Genomic DNA, 16,634 nt, shown 5'->3' with positions numbered 1-16,634 from the left:
TATATTATTATTTTATTCTCGCACAAAACTTGCAAGTGCATATGCGCTAAAACGGGGGATTATACTTGCAAGCTTTAACACTTTATTTAACCAATCAAGTAGCACTGATTAAAATGTGGCTTCTACCTTTTGCCCCTTAGCCAAATTAACTTCATAAACATTGCTATCCTTCTGAACGTTGGGAAGACTCCATCTTGGCTTTTGCCTATCAAAATCATCTTTAATCTTTACAATTCCTGCTTTGCTTGCTACGATGCTGAACCAGGTAGTTTTGTTGTTTTTCCGGATAGCCGAAACCTTGTACCCGCCCTCTGCTCTTAAATTATTAAACGAAGCGTTTGCCCACTTTTTAGGTATTGAAGGAAAAATACGAATAATGCCGGTGTTGATCTTCCCGGGTGTAGGACTCCAGCTTTGTAGCAGCATTTCCTGTACTGCCTGCGAGGCTAAAAAATTTCCCTCAAGTGTGAATGGGCGATAAGTAAAGTCTGAATAGCCACTTCTGGTTTGATCACCGTTGGCATGAAACCCATTGCGCAATAGGAAGGCTTTTACAAAAACATCTAAATTTTTTACAGCAGCTTCGGAATTGCCCACCCTTGCCTGTAAACAACTCATCCAGGCAAAAGTGTAACCACACCATTGACTGGTACCCAGACTATCCCATTTTTTAAGGCTTGCGTTAATGATTTGTCCATCTTTTTCTCCCCCCTCTGCTGTAACCAGATTGAATGGGTACAACCCTATGATATTGGACAAATGACGGTGGCTATATGGCAGTTCTGTAACGGCGTCAACCAACAGTGTACCATCAGCCTTTGTATGAAAATCACCTAATGCGGAGGCTGCATCCGACCATTTTTTTGCTTCGGCAAACTTGTTGCTTGCTGTCGCCATTGCTTTCAAAGAAAGAAATAACATTTTTAAGCACATCAAATCAAAATTACTATTGGGTTTTAGCCAGGCTTGGGGGCTATCATCAAAAATTTCTGGTGAAGATGAAAGTGGTAATCTCAAAATGCCCTTTTCATCTGGCTTTAACAGTCCCAACATACACTCGCCTACTCCGGAACACCAGGGATAAGCTTTTTCTTTCAGGAATTTTTTATCTGCTGTATATAACCAATGCAGATAAAAAAGGTGGGCACTCCAGGCGCTCATCGTAGGCGACATGCTATATTGCCCCCATCCGCCCAGAGGTTGGCCCGAATAAGACATTACACCCGGGCATGCCAATCCGCCTGTTCCATAAAAATCTCTTGCAAAATCCTGAAAAACTTTCCGCCTGTCCCATAAAAAATTAAGATACGAAGCGCCTTCGTCAAATCTTCCTGCTTCCTGGTAAGCCATGTAGGTCATTTGCGTGTTAAGGTCGTTGTGATAATCACCTTTCCAGGGAGGTAAGGTTCCATTATCAGCAGTCCACACCCCTTGCAACGGCATGGGAGGGGTATCAGAACGGGATGCCGCACCGTAAAAATATTGCACCAGGTCATATTCTTTTTGTGTGACCGTATCGGGAATGCTAACACTTGATTGCTCCCAGAATTTCTTCCACCATTGTACATGTGTTTTCTGTATATTATCATACCCCTTTTGTAAGGCAGTGGCACATCGTTTACTTGCTAACGATAAAAAATCACTTGCATCATTGGTTGATGTGATGGTTATTGCCAATAGCGTTTCATTATTTATTTGTTTTGATTGAAGGTATACACAGTATTTCAGTCCATTTGCAGCTTGCTGAATATACCATTGTGCTGTTCCTGACTTTCCTTTTTCAGCTTCCGGGTAACCCAGGTTATTTATTGACCCGCCACTGCTTGGGCTATTTTCGCCCAAATGTTTACGGCGATACACATCCATAGTGCTTAACAGGTTAATTGAGTCGGGAAGAGTTCCCTTTATGGATACCAAAATAATTGGTTGGGTAGCGCTATACATTACTTTAATTGCCGCATCTGAATTAAAACTGGAAATACCTTCGGCGGTAGCCAGGTTTAATTCAAACTTTTTAACAATTTCAGAAACAGGTAGTTTAATTTCTATCCGGCCTGCGGGTAATTTAGTCGGTGTAACTCCGTCGTAAGGGCTGTTCCACCATTCATTCACCACCTCATATTTCTTTTGTGCGATTAAATCAGCACCTTTCTGATAGGTATGTTCTTTCCACCATTCTGCGGGTCCGTTAGTTCGGTCATCCCACAAGTCGCCCCTGTCCAACGACAAACGGATAGTGTTGTTTTCGCCCCACAAAAGGCCACCCATTAAACCATTACCTAATGGAATTGCTTCATCCCAGGTATTTATGGGCGCCTGTAATACGAGGTTGTAACAAGGTTTCGGCAATTCAGGCATTTCGCTTTTTTGAGCAAAAACCCAAAATGTATTAATCAGGAAAAGGGGAAGAAGTAAATATTTTGTTTTACGCATCACATGGGATCTTTTTAAATTGTTTATCGAACTGATAGCACATATCTCATTTCTTTTTACCAGTTCCAATCATTTTTACATTAGTAATATCAGTTGAAAGGTCCTTTTTGTCCATACGCTCGAGTTGTGCTGATGCATCATTAAATCCTTCAACCGAATTATCGCTGATTTCTACTTTCTTACAAGCCTGCAGATTAAACTGAGGGCGCTTCACCCCTTGTTTCATAAAATCTGTACGGATAATTTTATTGTTTTTAAAGATGAGGCCTTCGGTATTGTGGGCGGTTAAAATGGGATAATCATACACCTTAAAAACATTGTTTTCGATGCGAATATTACGGTGTACTATATTTACAAAGCCATGAGTCTCTGGTGCAATGGCAATTGCATAGTTATCCGGAGCTGAGTTATAACCACAATCTTCAAAAATGTTGTTCCGTATGGTTACATCTTTTACTGCTCCTGATTCATACCAGCTTGAAGCGTCATTGGCTATGAGTATGGCATTCATACCTACTTTAATAAACTCATTATTTTCTATCAAAACTTTTTCCCTGGTTGTAACAAGAATACCACGGGTAAGAATTCTTTCGAACCGGCAGTTTCGTATGGTAACCGAGGGTGTCCATGTAAGATTTTCCAGGCAATCATTAACAACCAGGTCGGGGGGCACTGGGCTTGCAAATTCAACCTCTATCTCCTTTTCGGAAATGAGTTTTGCAGAAGTTAATACCCCCTGAGCAAAAATTTGGAGTTTTAACGAATGCACAAATGCAATAGTGTCTCCGGCAAAAAAAGCCTCAAAACCGTACGTTTGAGGATGCATAAACCGGATTATAAGCTTCGTTGGTGAAATAATTTTTGTAACTTCGAGATGCGTACCATGCACATTGATCGGGTCGTCGTGTGTGCCTTTGAACCGGCAATTTTCAATCGTTATCTGACCTTTGCAGCCCGAAAAATGCATACAATCGGCAAAAGAAGAAATCATTCGCCCACTTTCAGGTCGCGGCATAACAAAAACACTGTCGTAATGCAGGTTTTCCGAAAATTGATTAACAATACCCAGCCCGTGCATATAATGCATGGAAACATTTTTAAGCGTAATGTTTTTCGAAAGATCAATAAAACCGCCAACCTGGTCGCGAATGGGATCGCGAATGGTGAGCACTTGGCCGGGTTGAAAACTATATTTTTTAAATTCACCTGTAAATCGAACCTGGTTGGGAGATATTGAAACAGCAGTTGCTTTTTCAAAGGGTGCCCATGAGCTATAAAATTCTGTCCCTTTGTCGGGGTTTACCAATATTGCATGAAAATTTTTCAGACCCCAACCTTCGCCATACCATTTCAACTGACCATTAACAATTGTATATTTCGAATCGGGGTGAATATCGCTAACAATAACACTGTCTGAAACCATCCGAAAAGTCATTTCAGACATGGTCGGCCGTTCAAAATCCATTTTAATATTCTGCAAACATATGTTTTCGCAATGCACCAACGCAAACGTGGTCATTTTGCCATGAAATACAAATATTGATCCATTACCTTCAATGGTCAGATTTTTCATTTGTTCGAAAAAAAGTCCGATGGTTTCCAGCTTTAAAGGGCATTCTGCTGCTGAGGAAGTGTTCGAAATGAAATAATTTCGTTTTTCTGCCTTGTCCGGCCAAAAATCATAACGACCTTTAGGGAATATCAGTGTAGCCGATGCGTTGCCTTTACAGGCCCCGATCGCCATTTTTATCGCAGGCACCGCGTCTTCAAAACTTCCTGGTTTTGCGCCGTAGTCAGTTACATTAATTAAATTATTGTGTGATGGCGTATCTCTACTTCTTGTAGCCAAATCAGTAAAAAATATTCGCTGTTTGCCTTGTTTAAGATTTACTTCACCTGCGTATCCAAAAACAGAAGAAGTGAGTACCGATATATAAAAAATAATAATTAACCTTTTCACGTATATAATATTGACAATTGATATAAATTGGAGCCAATTGATAAAAAATTGATAGTTGCTGCTTAAAAGAATCATTTGACGATTCTTTTAAGCAGCAACTATCAATGGAATCATTTGCCAGTTAAATAACAAATGAATAATGAACTTGCAATTTAATTCATTGTTATAGCTTCTTCCGTTACACGCCAGCCTGTGCTACCCAGATAGCCATAGCGGACATGAAAAGTTTTAGTAGCAGGATCATATGTATTGTTGCATGCTGCGGAACCAGCCCATTGTGGTGTGTAACCAGGATTAGTTGTAGGCAAACCTGAAGTAAACATGGTATAAGGAGCTCCTCCCGCGCCTGGCGCCGCCGTAATGGTTACATTATTTGTAGCCGGATCAATAGTAAATACGGCTTGGTAACCACTGGATCCCAGATCTCCTAAATCAACGATTACACTGTTAGGCCCCGATGTTAAAACAGACTTAACTAAATTAGTAATAGCCCTTGGATCAGAAGGATGATAGAAATAACCATTTGATGTATAGGGTCCTTCGTATTTATTAATGGCTGGTAATGGCGCCACAGTTACTGTCCATGTTCTTTTTTTACCATTCGCCGCAGTAACTACATAGGTTAATGGTTTAGAGATATCACCAACGTAGCCCGGCTTTGGCGTATTACCAGCCGCCGCCATAGAAGCTGCAGTAGAGATATCAAAAGACATAATAAGATGACTCAGGTTAACATTCGCTCTTACAGCAGCAGTAAAAGTACCATTAGCTGCCGGTACTGCCAATGAAATATTAACAGTATTATTTACAGTATCTATAACTTGAGCAACTATCAGATTTTGAATAGCAACAACTGAGTCGCCGCCTGCAACATTTGGACTACTATTATAACGATATTGTACATATACATTTGTAATTGCATTTCCACCAAACAAAGGATATTTGGGCAGCCCTTCTTTAAGGCAAGATGAAAATAGCGTTGAGATAAATAATATCCCAAGTATCAGTTTCAAATTTATTTTATTTTTCATTACATTTTTTTTAAGATGATGATGATGAATCCAATAATTACTAATTCTATTACTGGATCCATCGAAAATTATTTATATAAATATTACCATCCTGGGTTTTGAGGCCCGAATTTTGGGTTCTGAATTAAATAGGTTTGGGCTATAGGCATTAGATACCGCCTTTGGTTATTGAAAACACGAACATTGTTAGATGAAAAGAATGGCCCTTGCACCACAGAAAAAGCTAGTCGGTTTTTACTGATATCCATAACCCTCGGAACCTCTGTTAATTCAGGAATGGTACCGCCTGGTGCATTTCCATGATTGGCAGCACCGCCATATCTACCCCATCGCAATAAGCTCCAGTAGTAATCATTTTCTAAAACCAGGTCAACTCTTCTTTCACGTTTGTAATCTGTCCATGCGTCTGTTAATGTTGCAGCAGTTGAGGCCGGTAGTTGGCCATGAACAGTACGGGTTTGGTTCAGCGCCGCTACCGCGTCAGGCACATCACCCTTAAGCAAATAAGCTTCGGCTAAATTCAGGTAAACCCTACCCAAACGAGTAATAACATAATGATAATCAGTAGGTACACCAACATATATCCTTGGGCTTACATTATTATAAACTCCTTTTCTCCAATACATGTTACTTAAACTCACATAATAAGCAAACCCGTTGATCTTTAACCACCGTGTCGCGTTACCCTGAATGCCTGTTGTTAAAATCTCGCCATAAAACCTTGAAGAAGAATCGCTCAGGATAGAAGCGTTAAAGCGTACATCCCTGTTTTGATTAGTAAGCGTCCAAACCGTTTCGGTGCTTCCTGGTTTTATCATACCATGTTGCACAGAGGTCTCTCCGGTGGCTTGAGGGATCAAACTTGTTGGTATTACAGCGTTTTCATTAACAGCAGCCTTGTACTGTGATGTTTGGTTCCAGGGCAATGCTATGGCTGGGTTATTTTTATCTATAGACAGGTAATCATCTGCCATATTTTGAGGGGGCCCATGTTGTACCCATGCTTCAAAAACGTTGAACGCTGCGGTAAACAACGGGGTTCCCCCGCCACGAAGAAGCGTACCATTATTCACATTGGCAACCATCAATTGCATTGGCGTACCATCACAGGTAGTATTAAGGGCTGTTTGGTAAATACCAAATATAATTTCATTTGATGTAGGGTTTATATCATTAAACATAGAACCGTAATTAGATTCTAAGGCATATCCACCCTGACTAATAACCAATTGGGCATTTGTTATAGCTTCCGTAAGCAAAGGGTCCGTAGCACCTATTGTTGGTGCGGCAGGATAATTTTCATAAGCCATTGCTTGTAAACATACTTCTGAAAGTATTGCAGCGGCAGTATATTTATTGGCCCGGCCAGCTACTTTTGTTGTTGGCAAACCCGCTACCGCATCTTCCAGATCTTTAATAATGTATTGATATGTTTCAGTAGGATTAGCGGTACTTGGCAATAAAAAATTGTCGGTTGGTGTTAGTACTTTGTCTATCCATACAATCCTACCTATACTTTTAACTACATTATAATATGACATGGCACGCAGGAATTTCCCTTCAGCAATAAGTTGTACTTTATCAGAAGCGGATATACCGGCAGACGCCCCTACCTGTGTGATGATTTGATTACAACGGCGAACTTCAGCCCAGTTATTAAATCCAAAATCAGAGAACTGGTTTGTAGTTTCGGTAAAAACCTGGGAGCTTGCTCCGTATATACCATCAAAACCTAATGTATTATTAGTACGGGAATCAGTTGCCGGGCCTTCGTCATTATCATTCGCCGCACCTCCTCCGGCATAATCATTCATTATTGAATTATACGTAGAGTAAATGAAAGTTTCGGCATTGGCCGTGTTGGCCCAAACCACATCTTCACTAACTATATTATAAGGCTGCGTCTCCAAAACCTTCTTACATGAACCGGTTACTAACACAGTTGCAATTAGTACCGTTGCAGTTAATATTATATTCTTTTTCACTTTATTTAAATTTTAGTAATTCATAAAATAATTAAAAACTTGCTTTTACACCTAAAGCAATGGTACGTTGAATAGGGTAACCATAATTATTAGAATCAGACTCAGGGTCAATAAAATATTTTAGACTATTTGAACTGGTTAAAAGGTTGGTGCCCGAAACAAAAACTCTCAACTCTTTGAAAGCCGTGTTTTTCACTAAACTTCTTTTTAGGTCATAACCTAACTGCAAGTATTTCAACCGAACGTACCTGGATTTTAATATCCAAAAATCGGAAGTAGCGACATTATTACCACCGTTTACTCCTGAATTGGAAACGGCCCTTGGGTATAGCGCATTTGGATTAGCTGGCGTCCAATAATTTTCTTGAAACCCGTAGATCAATATACCTTGTGTTCCACTACCTTGTACTGCATCACCAATGTACCGGTCCCTGTTGCCAGAACCCATGATGACAGCACTAAAGGATATCCCTTTATAGCCTAGATCTATAGTTGTACCAAAGTTGATGGTAGGAAAAGTACTGGCACCTATATTTCTAAAATCAGATGCGTCAATTTTCCCGTCACCATTAGTGTCCTGGTATTGAAGATCGCCAGGCATTAAATTAATGGAACTTGGCCTAATCGGGCCGCTTAGCAATTGGCTGTTATTGGTGTAAAAACCTATAGCATGGTAACCTTGTGTTAAGGTGTATAGACTTGAGCCGGAGATCCTTGTATATGGATTTTCTAAAGAGACAAAATTTTCGCCAGGGTTTAGCTCCCAAAGTTGATTTGCATAAGTAAAGTTTAAGCCTACTTTATAGGTAAATTGGTCGACACGGGAGTTCCATGTTAAATTAAACTCAGCACCTTCCCTGCGAAGGGCTCCCGGCGAGTTTGTGGGTGGTAAACCAATACCAAGCGTGGCGGAATATATTGGGTTACTTTGAACAAACCCTGTAGTACGCGAATAGAAATAGTCTATTGAACCGCTCAGACGATTGTTTAATGAGGCAAAGTCTAAGCCCATATTCCGGCTTCTGATACTATACCAGGAAAAATTGGTACTTGGCAATGTACCAGGCTCCGAAGTACCCTGTACCGGCTGCCCTGCTACAACCCAGGCATTGGCATCAACGCTATAACCGGAAACGTATTCAAATCTGCTAATACCATTCTCAATACCGGTAAGGCCATATGAGCCACGCAGTTTAAAGAAATCTAAAATATGCTTAGCTTTTAACGACTGCATAAATTTCTCGTCGGATAATATCCAACCACCTGAAAGGGCGTAAAAAGTACCCCATTGTTTACCCGGAGGGAATAGGTCACTGCCATCATAGCGCAAAGTTCCCTCTAAAAAATATTTAGATTTGTAATTGTACCCCAGGCGCCCAATATATCCGGCCCTTCCATCTTCTGCTTCTGAGCCGCCAGCCAATTGATTTACAGTTGGCCCGGCAACAAACTGATCTAATAAGATCTGATATTGCTGCCTTGTAGCATAAATATTGGTGCTTTTATCCTGAGTTTGCTCATAACCACCTGTAAAATCTATATGATTGTCGCCAAATGTTTTGTTGTAAGTAACAAACCCCTGTAATATTAGGGTCGTTGATTCTGCGGCGCCTGCAGTAAGGGTTGGCGGGTTACCATAAATTGGCGTTGAACTGTTATCGGCATAAGCTGGTGCACTAACATCCCATGCTTTTGATTGAGAATTTTCCATATTATAATTCCCCGTCACCTTAAAATGCAAACCCTCCAAAAACGGGGCTGCATAATCAAAGCCCAAAATGCTGTTGAAAACCCGGTTTGTTCCTTTACTATACCCCGCTAAAGGAGATAACTCAAGCGCAGGACTACCTGCTGCTGAATTAACAGAAGGTAACCCAAGCTGATTATAAGCGAGAAGCGTTGGGGAAGCGTTTTCTATATGACTGAATATAGCATCATAGCTATTTGCTGTGGATGAATTAGGGACTTCATTAGTTTCCACATACCCATCTATGCTTGTTGTTACCTTTAAATGTATTTTATCAAAACTACTCACTGTATTTAAACGATAAGTAGTACGGTCATTATAATTATGATCGGTTTTTAAAATTGACCCCTGATCATAATTGGATAAGGAAGCATAATAAGTAAGCTCTTTAGTACCTGACGAGATGGAGAAATCATGGCGCTGCTCAAGAGCCCATGTTTTTAGTGCAATTTCTTGCCAGTTTGTATTCGGGTAAAGGAAAGGTTTTGACTGAGTTTTGTAATAATTCAAAATAGAGTCAGGCGTAGGCGGCTGTAATCCTTCGGAACGATAAAGCTGGTTTACGGCATTCAAATGGTCATACGAACTTAATTTTTGAGGAAGTACAGTTGGTTGTGAAAGTATGGCGTTGTATGAATAGTTGATATTCAACTCGCCCGCTTTACCTCTTTTTGTAGTAACCACTATTACACCATTACCACCCAATGGCCCATATAAAGAAGTGGCTGCGGCATCTTTTAAAACAGAATAATTTTCAATATCATTTGGATTAAGGTTCTCAAAATCGCTTTGAAAGCGGATGACACCATCAATAACAAATAAAGGTGTACCATTTCCCCGTATGGAGATCTGGCTCTTTGTACCCGGAGCACCATCGGTTGTGGTAACAATTACTCCAGGGATCCTTCCGGCTACCGCATCATTAATAGATTGCACAGGCAAAGGAGCAACATTACCCATAGCCAATGTGCTTACAGCACTGTTTATAGCTCTCTTTGTAGTAGTACCATAAGCTACAACAATTACTTCACTCAATGAGGCTGTCCCTTGTTTTAAAATTACGTTAATGTCCAGCCGATTTTGAACAGGTATTTCAACAGGTTTATAGCCCACAAAAGAAAACACCAGGATCGCATTAGCATCGGCCTTTATGGTATACTCACCTTTAAGGTCTGTAACAACACCCCTGGGAGTGCCTTTTATAGATACGTTTACACCTGGTAACGCCAAACCTGCAGTATCAGTTACTGTTCCATGAATGTTGATAGGAGCCTGTTGTTGATCATTGGACGCTTTTGGAGTTTCTTGTTTATCCTTCACAATAACCATATTGTTTAAAATGGCATAACTCAACGGCAGCTTTTCAAAACATGCTTTAAGTGCATCTTCAACTGAAGCGTTCTCTATATGTACACTTATCTTATCGGTTTTATTTAGTTCGCTTTCAGTATAGACAAAGGTGTAATTAGTTTGCTTTTTGATTTTTCTAAATATAGTCTTGAGGGAAGCGTTGTTTTCATTTAAATTAACTTTTTGAGCGAGCACGTTTGCGTAACTGCTCAACGTTAAACTTAAAAATATAATTAAAGTAAGCTTCATTATCAGAAGTTTTTTGAGAAGGCGACCTCGACTGAAAAGCAGGAGGTTACATTTCGAAATTAATTCCATAAATTTGTTTTGTTTGGGTTTAAGAATAAAGTGTGTGCAACATGTCAATATTGTATAGCCTGAACATTACCGGAGGTGATACCAACACTTCCGGTTTTATTTTTAAGGCTAATATTGAAAAAGAGCTGATCGTGGTCAGCAAAAGTGGGTTTTATATATCTTTCATCATATAATAGTTTTTTAGGTTTACAAATTGTTAATTGGTTAGTACTATTTAAGGGTTTATTATAATTTTCCTGCCCTGGATGTCAAAATTTACTTTTCCGGTTAGCTCTAATGCCTTTAATACTTCGGATAATTTAGATGTAGTTGGAATTTCTGCAAAAAAGCGTTCGTCAACCTTTTTATTGTAGACCACATCAACATCGTACCATCTGGATAACTGCCGCATAACATCATCTATGTCAGCATCTTCAAAATAAAATAAATTATTTTTCCATGCAATAGCATTATCAACATCTACATTTGCGACAACTTTAACCTGTCCACTCTTATTTAATTCCGACTGTTCGCCGGGCTTAAGCATACAACTTGACGAGCCATTACTAAACTGTACAGAACCTTCTAATAAGGTTGTTTTAACAAGTGCCTCATCATTGTAAGCCATTACATTAAAATGAGTACCAAAAACTCTTACTTCAGAATTATTAATTTTTACAACAAATGGTGAGTTCTTATTCTTTGCAACCTCAAAATAAGCTTCACCAGTGATTTCTACCTTTCGCTCTTTACCGGTGAAAGCTGTAGGGAAACGGATGGACGACGCAGCATTGAGCCAAACCTTGCTACCATCCGGCAAAACAACCTGATAGTGCCCACCTCTCGGCGTTGATAAGGTGTTATAAACACTAGCTATTAAACCATTGTTGTTTGCGCGGTAAGCCAGCTTTCCACTTGTTTTGATCACCTTGGTATTGCCCTGTTTTGATAACGTACCATTTTTCACATCATCCAATATTACCTTGGCCCCATTGGCTAATGTAAGTGTCGCTTTCTCCCCCCCTGCATTTATATCATTTGAAAATGTTTTTGATTTACTATGATTGGCAGCAATGTTGACTGTGTTTCTTTTTATGAGATAAAGTATCCCTGTGGTCATTACACCGATAAAACATGCTGCTACGGCCACACGCCTTATCCACAAATGGAAAACGTTTGATGTTTTTTTTGGCAAATGTATTTTTTGGTGGATGTCGGTCAGTATCTTAATACTTCTTTCTGAACTTATTGGCTGTGGATCATTTAAGTTATTTATAAATTGATCTTCAAGTAGCTTCATCAATACATCCTGATCCGTATGCTCAATATAATTTAAAAGCCAGCTTTTTTCCAAAAAAGTCAACTCTTTCTTATCAAGCAATTCCAAAAGATATTTTTTATCGTCGTTCATGGGTTGATTTTTTTAGTATTAAAAAACATCTGAATACACTATTCAGGTGATTCAAAAACACTAAAAAATAATTTATAATGGTTTATATGTACTAAATACTCCGTAAAGGAGAAAAAGGGGGGATGGTTTGGAGTTTTTTTAATAATAAATTACCTTATTATTTTTAAAGCCACTATTATATAAATGAATACCAAATCATTAACAGGGTGCTGTTCAGCATATTCTTTAACAGCTTTAACTGCAGCAGATAAATATTCCTTAACGGTATGTTTGGAAATATTTAACTCATGGGCGCATTCTTCGTAAGATTTACCCTGGAGTTTACATAAATCAAATACTTTTCGTTTTTGTGGAGATAGTTTAACAAGAGCTTCTTCAAGTATTTTTAGCTTAGCTTCTTTAAAATATATATCTTTTTCATCTACTAACATCATATCGCCTTCAATACATTTAAAAGCTAAAGATTGCTTTAATTTTTTTTTCAGTTGTGTTATGGACTTATTATAACTCACCTGGAAAAGCCAATTTGCTACTGGCTTTTGAGGGTCAATAGAAGCACGTTTTTCCCAAAGGGTCACAAATAGATCCTGCAGGATATTTTCTGATTCATCGGCATCTTTCAGTAGTTTGAGAATATTATTGTAGACTGGAGCGTGATATTTTTTGTAAAGCAGATCAAACGCTTTTACATTGTCGTTTTGCAATAACGCGACAAGTTCTGATTCACTAAACTCTTCCATTCCCATTTAATCTATACATCTGTAGAGTCTATTTAACCAAGAGGCTTAGTTGGTAATGGTAAACATAATCAACAATATGAGATGCAATATTGGATAAAAGTACAGCTACATGTGAAGATTTGCGCAACTGCAATTTCGCAGGTACAGCATAAAAATTTTGCTTATTTGATAGATTAGAAATCATATAATTTATTATAATGTATATACATATGAATTATTAAATAACAACCTACAAGTCAGGATATTTTGCATAATTAAAAAAGATTATTAGGTTTTAATATAATTATGTACAAACATATTATTTAAATATTTAATTCTAATTTTTTTTTTTAAAAAAATGTCTGTTAATCAAATAATTATACAACATTTATCTACAAACAAATCAACTTATTTTACAATGATTATTTTATTATAAATACTTAAACAAATAAAATATTCTATGTCCCAAAATTTTCAATACTTACCAGGTTTTCCCGATTGATCCAGATCTTTAAGAAAACTTCCTGCAATATTTCTTCTGCCAAACCATTTGACCGGGTAAGTTTTAAAGCGAAAGGAAATATAATTTTTGAATAATGTGCGAAAATAATAGCAAATGATTTTTGATTGCCCGCAGCTATTTGCCCCAAAAGTGCTTTTTCATTATCCGTTTGGCCATTTTGCAGCATACTGTAAAAGCAATATTAAATTTGGTATTTATTTAAAAAATTGAAATTATTACAAAATAGATGTACTTGTAACCTTTATGATTACACAAACGATTGTTTTAAATTCATTTGCGCTTTACCTGCTATATGCTTAAGTATTTCTGATGTATTAGAGGAAAATTGCTTTTTAAAAATAAAAAACACCGGCAATGGGTACATGCAAATATCCCCTCCCCTTTAAAGTGCTGATTTTTAATTAAATATTAAGATGTCGGCCATCCATTTTTACGCAAACGTTTGTTTGCCTGTAGCACAGGAGACCATTGATCACTCATGCCGAAAAATCAACCAATGTATTCTGCAGTATTGTGATCATCCCTGCTACCTGGCACTCAAGTCCATTTTGAAAGTTAAATTACAAGATGAAAAGAACGTAGGGCACGGCATTGTATGGTCACTGCCTGCGGACTCTCCACCCAGGTATCTTTCTTAGAATTTTCCATGTTGGTGTATTTAACAGCACAAAGATTAGGCTAAAATTAACGGCAAGTTTTGTTGAAAGATCCAATTTTTGTCAGCGCATGGCCGGAATCAACGGACTTCCAAAATTACCTGATCATGGAAGTGATTTATGGATTCGCAATTCGTTAAGGGCCACTTCAGTTTGTTTGAACGTTGACCAGCGGTATCACCCGTTCACCGATCAACTCAATAGATTTTAAGAGTTGCTTATGAGAGAGACCTGCATTATCCATTTGGAAAGTGAACCGGTCAACGCCGCCTAGCGCTTCGCTATGGCGCAATAGTTTTTCAGCAACCTGCTCCGGTCCGCCAACAACCAGCACACCTTTGGGAGCGGTCAGGCTGTCAAACTGGGGCCTGGTTACCGGGGGCCATCCTCTTTCTCTACCTAATTTCGTCCAAAGCTCCGCATAGCCCGGATAATAATCGCTGATAGCTTGTTCATTAGTCGTTGCCACATAGCCGGGAGAATGTAAGCCGACTTTCAATTGTTCGGGCGTGAACCCGGCTCGTTTCCCGGCTTCGCGATATAGGTCGACCAGCGGCCTGAAACGATGCGTTTCGCCACCGATGACAGCAACCATCAGGGGTAAACCTAAAGTTCCAGCCCTGGCAAATGATTCGGGCGTACCACCTACGCCTAACCAAATGGGTAATTTTTCCTGTAAGGGCCTGGGATAAACCGGCAGGTTGTCTAAAGGCGCACGGAATCTGCCCTGCCACGTAATAAATTCATTGTCGCGTATTTTCAATAACAGGTCCAGCTTCTCTTTAAAAAGCGCATCATAATCATTCAGGTTAAAACCGAAAAGCGGGTAAGCCTCAATAGATGAGCCACGGCCAACCACCAATTCGGCCCGGCCTTTGGAGATCAGGTCGAGTGTGGCAAAGCTTTGATAGACCCTCACCGGGTCGGCGGCGCTTAAAACGGTAACGGCGCTGGTCAGGCGGATCCGTTTGGTGCGTGCTGCAGCGGCGGCCAGGATAACAGCTGTCGCAGAATCCAGGAACTCTTTTTTATGGTGTTCGCCTATGCCGAAAACGTCCAACCCGGCATGGTCAGCCGCTTCAATTCTATCCAGCAATTGTTCCATCGCGTCTACGCTGCTCAGTTCCTTACTGCCGTACATGGCCGAGGCGAAGCTGTCAATCCCTACTTCCATATTAATTGTTTAAACATCTAAATATAGCAGTTTTACGAGGTAGACGCACACTAAATTTTACCAATTTTATTACTTTCAAAAATAACCGCAATACTATTGTCGATTTAAACCTCTTTTAGACGCTTCAATTCTGCACTTAAACGACAGGTTTTGCAGTCCGGCTCTTGTGGTTTCCCTTCACTGTATACTATTTTTTGTTAGTTGATTTTTTTACTGTATACTTTGCATCAGATTTCCCGGTAGTGGAGGCTGACTTTGCATCAGTTTTAGCTGTAGTCGTAGCTGACTTTGCAGTAGTCGTAGCCTTAGTAGTTGCGGCTGATTTGTTGGCACTAAATTTTTTAATGCTTGTTTTATGCGAGTTCTAATTAGAAGTGCCGATAATGAATAATCAAAATCATATCTTTTTATCATCATTAAAGACTCAGTTTTTATTATCTCCATAAAATTTCTTATTTCTAAACCTTATTAGCCAAAATCTGTCATACAATATATTAATAAAGAGACCATTAGTTGTATTATGAAAAGAGCTGTCACCTTGTTTTTTATCACGTTATGTTTTAATGCCGCGATATGGGCGCAAAGCACTTCGCCTGTTAACAAGCCGGTTACTTTACTAGGCGCGGCAACCTGGGACAATCCCGACCAACCCTTTGGCCGGCGGCGACCCGTAGCCGCAGCTGATAAAGTCTCCATTACTTTATACCGTTCAGGAAAAATCCCTGCGTTTTTTTTCGCCAACTTTGGCGGTCCGACTGAATTGGCTTCGGACTGGGCGATTCAATCAGATGATAATTCGACACTGAAATCATGTCGCATACCTGCAAGTGTAACCTTAAATGGTAACGGGCTTATACTGGAAACATTAGCAGTAACAGGGCACAAAGCAGCCTGGTCAACGGGCTATGTTTACAGTAACTTCAAGCAGCACTATGGTTATTTTGAATGCCGGATGAAGGCAGCGCACGGTGCAGGCATAAATAACGCATTTTGGCTTACTACCGACGATTCGTTTGAAATTGATATTACAGAAGTAAAATATCCCAACTATTCGCACATGACCTTGCACCACCGGAAACCCGTTCACCAGGCGGTTGGTTTTGGCCAGTTGTTTACCGATAACTTATCTTACGGCTATCATGATTATGCAGTCTTATGGACGCAGCAATCACTGGTGTTTGCTGTCGACGGAGAGGCGGTGGCAGTAATGGATATTGTGGATTCCATTAAGGGAGATGCAACTATACGTCTCTCAACTGCTTTGGCGGATTTTGCAGGCAAGATTCCGACTAATCCGGTTGGGTAAAATATGTGCACGTATATCCGTTGAAATAGCAGGAACAATTAA

Annotated in this window: 11 protein-coding genes; 2 read left to right on the top strand and 9 right to left on the bottom strand. The window is 39.5% G+C overall.

The annotated features are described in order from the left end of the window. Positions 1-108: 108 nt before the first annotated feature. The 5 genes from BLU33_RS10375 to BLU33_RS10355 all read right to left on the bottom strand — a co-directional run bounded on the left by BLU33_RS10375 (position 109) and on the right by BLU33_RS10355 (position 10,755). On the bottom strand, positions 109-2,433 hold the full coding sequence (locus BLU33_RS10375) for a glycosyl hydrolase family 95 catalytic domain-containing protein (protein WP_091372052.1): 2,325 nt from the start codon (positions 2,431-2,433) through the stop codon (positions 109-111). Positions 2,434-2,479: 46 nt separating this feature from the next. Continuing rightward, positions 2,480-4,393 carry a right-handed parallel beta-helix repeat-containing protein gene (locus BLU33_RS10370; RefSeq protein WP_157682111.1) on the bottom strand — a complete coding sequence of 638 codons (1,914 nt, stop codon included), beginning with the start codon at positions 4,391-4,393 and terminating at the stop codon, positions 2,480-2,482. A 152-nt stretch (positions 4,394-4,545) separates the two neighbouring features. Then, positions 4,546-5,424 carry a DUF5018-related domain-containing protein gene (locus BLU33_RS10365; protein WP_091372046.1) on the bottom strand — a complete coding sequence of 293 codons (879 nt, stop codon included), beginning with the start codon at positions 5,422-5,424 and terminating at the stop codon, positions 4,546-4,548. A gap of 83 nt (positions 5,425-5,507) precedes the next feature. Next, entirely contained in the window at positions 5,508-7,409 is a 1,902-nt protein-coding gene (locus BLU33_RS10360) for a RagB/SusD family nutrient uptake outer membrane protein (RefSeq protein WP_091372043.1), read from the bottom strand. Positions 7,410-7,440: 31 nt separating this feature from the next. Then, a complete protein-coding gene (locus BLU33_RS10355; RefSeq protein WP_157682110.1) occupies positions 7,441-10,755 on the bottom strand; it encodes a TonB-dependent receptor in 3,315 nt (1,104 codons plus the stop codon). Between the two features lie 110 nt (positions 10,756-10,865). On the opposite strand from BLU33_RS10355, the gene BLU33_RS25580 reads away from it, so the two are divergent. After that, complete coding sequence (locus BLU33_RS25580; RefSeq protein ID WP_262493833.1) at positions 10,866-10,997, top strand: hypothetical protein; 132 nt, start codon at positions 10,866-10,868, stop codon at positions 10,995-10,997. A gap of 41 nt (positions 10,998-11,038) precedes the next feature. Here the strand turns inward: BLU33_RS25580 and BLU33_RS10350 are convergent, their stop codons facing one another. From BLU33_RS10350 to BLU33_RS10335, 4 genes are all read right to left on the bottom strand, one after another. Continuing rightward, the gene (locus tag BLU33_RS10350; protein ID WP_091372037.1) at positions 11,039-12,214 is read right to left on the bottom strand and encodes a FecR family protein; all 1,176 of its coding nucleotides are present in this window, start codon (positions 12,212-12,214) and stop codon (positions 11,039-11,041) included. Between the two features lie 149 nt (positions 12,215-12,363). Then, positions 12,364-12,954, bottom strand: a complete 591-nt coding sequence (locus tag BLU33_RS10345) for an RNA polymerase sigma factor (RefSeq protein ID WP_157682109.1) — start codon at positions 12,952-12,954, stop codon at positions 12,364-12,366. A 437-nt stretch (positions 12,955-13,391) separates the two neighbouring features. Continuing rightward, positions 13,392-13,622: an RNA polymerase sigma factor gene (locus BLU33_RS10340; protein WP_091372031.1), complete on the bottom strand. Its 231-nt coding sequence runs from the start codon at positions 13,620-13,622 to the stop codon at positions 13,392-13,394. A gap of 638 nt (positions 13,623-14,260) precedes the next feature. Next, positions 14,261-15,286 (bottom strand): LLM class flavin-dependent oxidoreductase, encoded by a 1,026-nt coding sequence (locus BLU33_RS10335; protein ID WP_091372028.1) that lies wholly within the window; start codon positions 15,284-15,286, stop codon positions 14,261-14,263. A gap of 520 nt (positions 15,287-15,806) precedes the next feature. Here BLU33_RS10335 and BLU33_RS10325 point away from each other — a divergent pair. Further along, positions 15,807-16,592, top strand: coding sequence for a glycoside hydrolase family 16 protein (locus BLU33_RS10325; RefSeq protein ID WP_091372022.1), 786 nt, complete (start codon positions 15,807-15,809; stop codon positions 16,590-16,592). Positions 16,593-16,634: the final 42 nt, after the last annotated feature.

The sequence above is a fragment of the Mucilaginibacter mallensis genome (genome assembly GCF_900105165.1).
In the GTDB taxonomy this organism is placed as follows: Bacteria; Bacteroidota; Bacteroidia; order Sphingobacteriales; family Sphingobacteriaceae; genus Mucilaginibacter; species Mucilaginibacter mallensis.
Note: the sequence above shows the minus strand (reverse complement) of the source record. Positions and strands in the feature narration are given on the sequence as shown.

Excerpts from the sequence above, each read along its gene's own strand:
- BLU33_RS10350 (WP_091372037.1), bottom strand. The coding sequence starts at position 12,214 with ATGAACGACGATAAAAAATATCTTTTGGAATTGCTTGATAAGAAAGAG.
- BLU33_RS10325 (WP_091372022.1), top strand. The coding sequence starts at position 15,807 with ATGAAAAGAGCTGTCACCTTGTTTTTTATCACGTTATGTTTTAATGCC.
- BLU33_RS10365 (WP_091372046.1), bottom strand. The coding sequence starts at position 5,424 with ATGAAAAATAAAATAAATTTGAAACTGATACTTGGGATATTATTTATC.
- BLU33_RS10340 (WP_091372031.1), bottom strand. The coding sequence starts at position 13,622 with ATGCTGCAAAATGGCCAAACGGATAATGAAAAAGCACTTTTGGGGCAA.
- BLU33_RS10355 (WP_157682110.1), bottom strand. The coding sequence starts at position 10,755 with ATGAAGCTTACTTTAATTATATTTTTAAGTTTAACGTTGAGCAGTTAC.
- BLU33_RS10375 (WP_091372052.1), bottom strand. The coding sequence starts at position 2,433 with ATGCGTAAAACAAAATATTTACTTCTTCCCCTTTTCCTGATTAATACA.
- BLU33_RS10345 (WP_157682109.1), bottom strand. The coding sequence starts at position 12,954 with ATGGAAGAGTTTAGTGAATCAGAACTTGTCGCGTTATTGCAAAACGAC.
- BLU33_RS10335 (WP_091372028.1), bottom strand. The coding sequence starts at position 15,286 with ATGGAAGTAGGGATTGACAGCTTCGCCTCGGCCATGTACGGCAGTAAG.
- BLU33_RS25580 (WP_262493833.1), top strand. The coding sequence starts at position 10,866 with ATGTCAATATTGTATAGCCTGAACATTACCGGAGGTGATACCAACACT.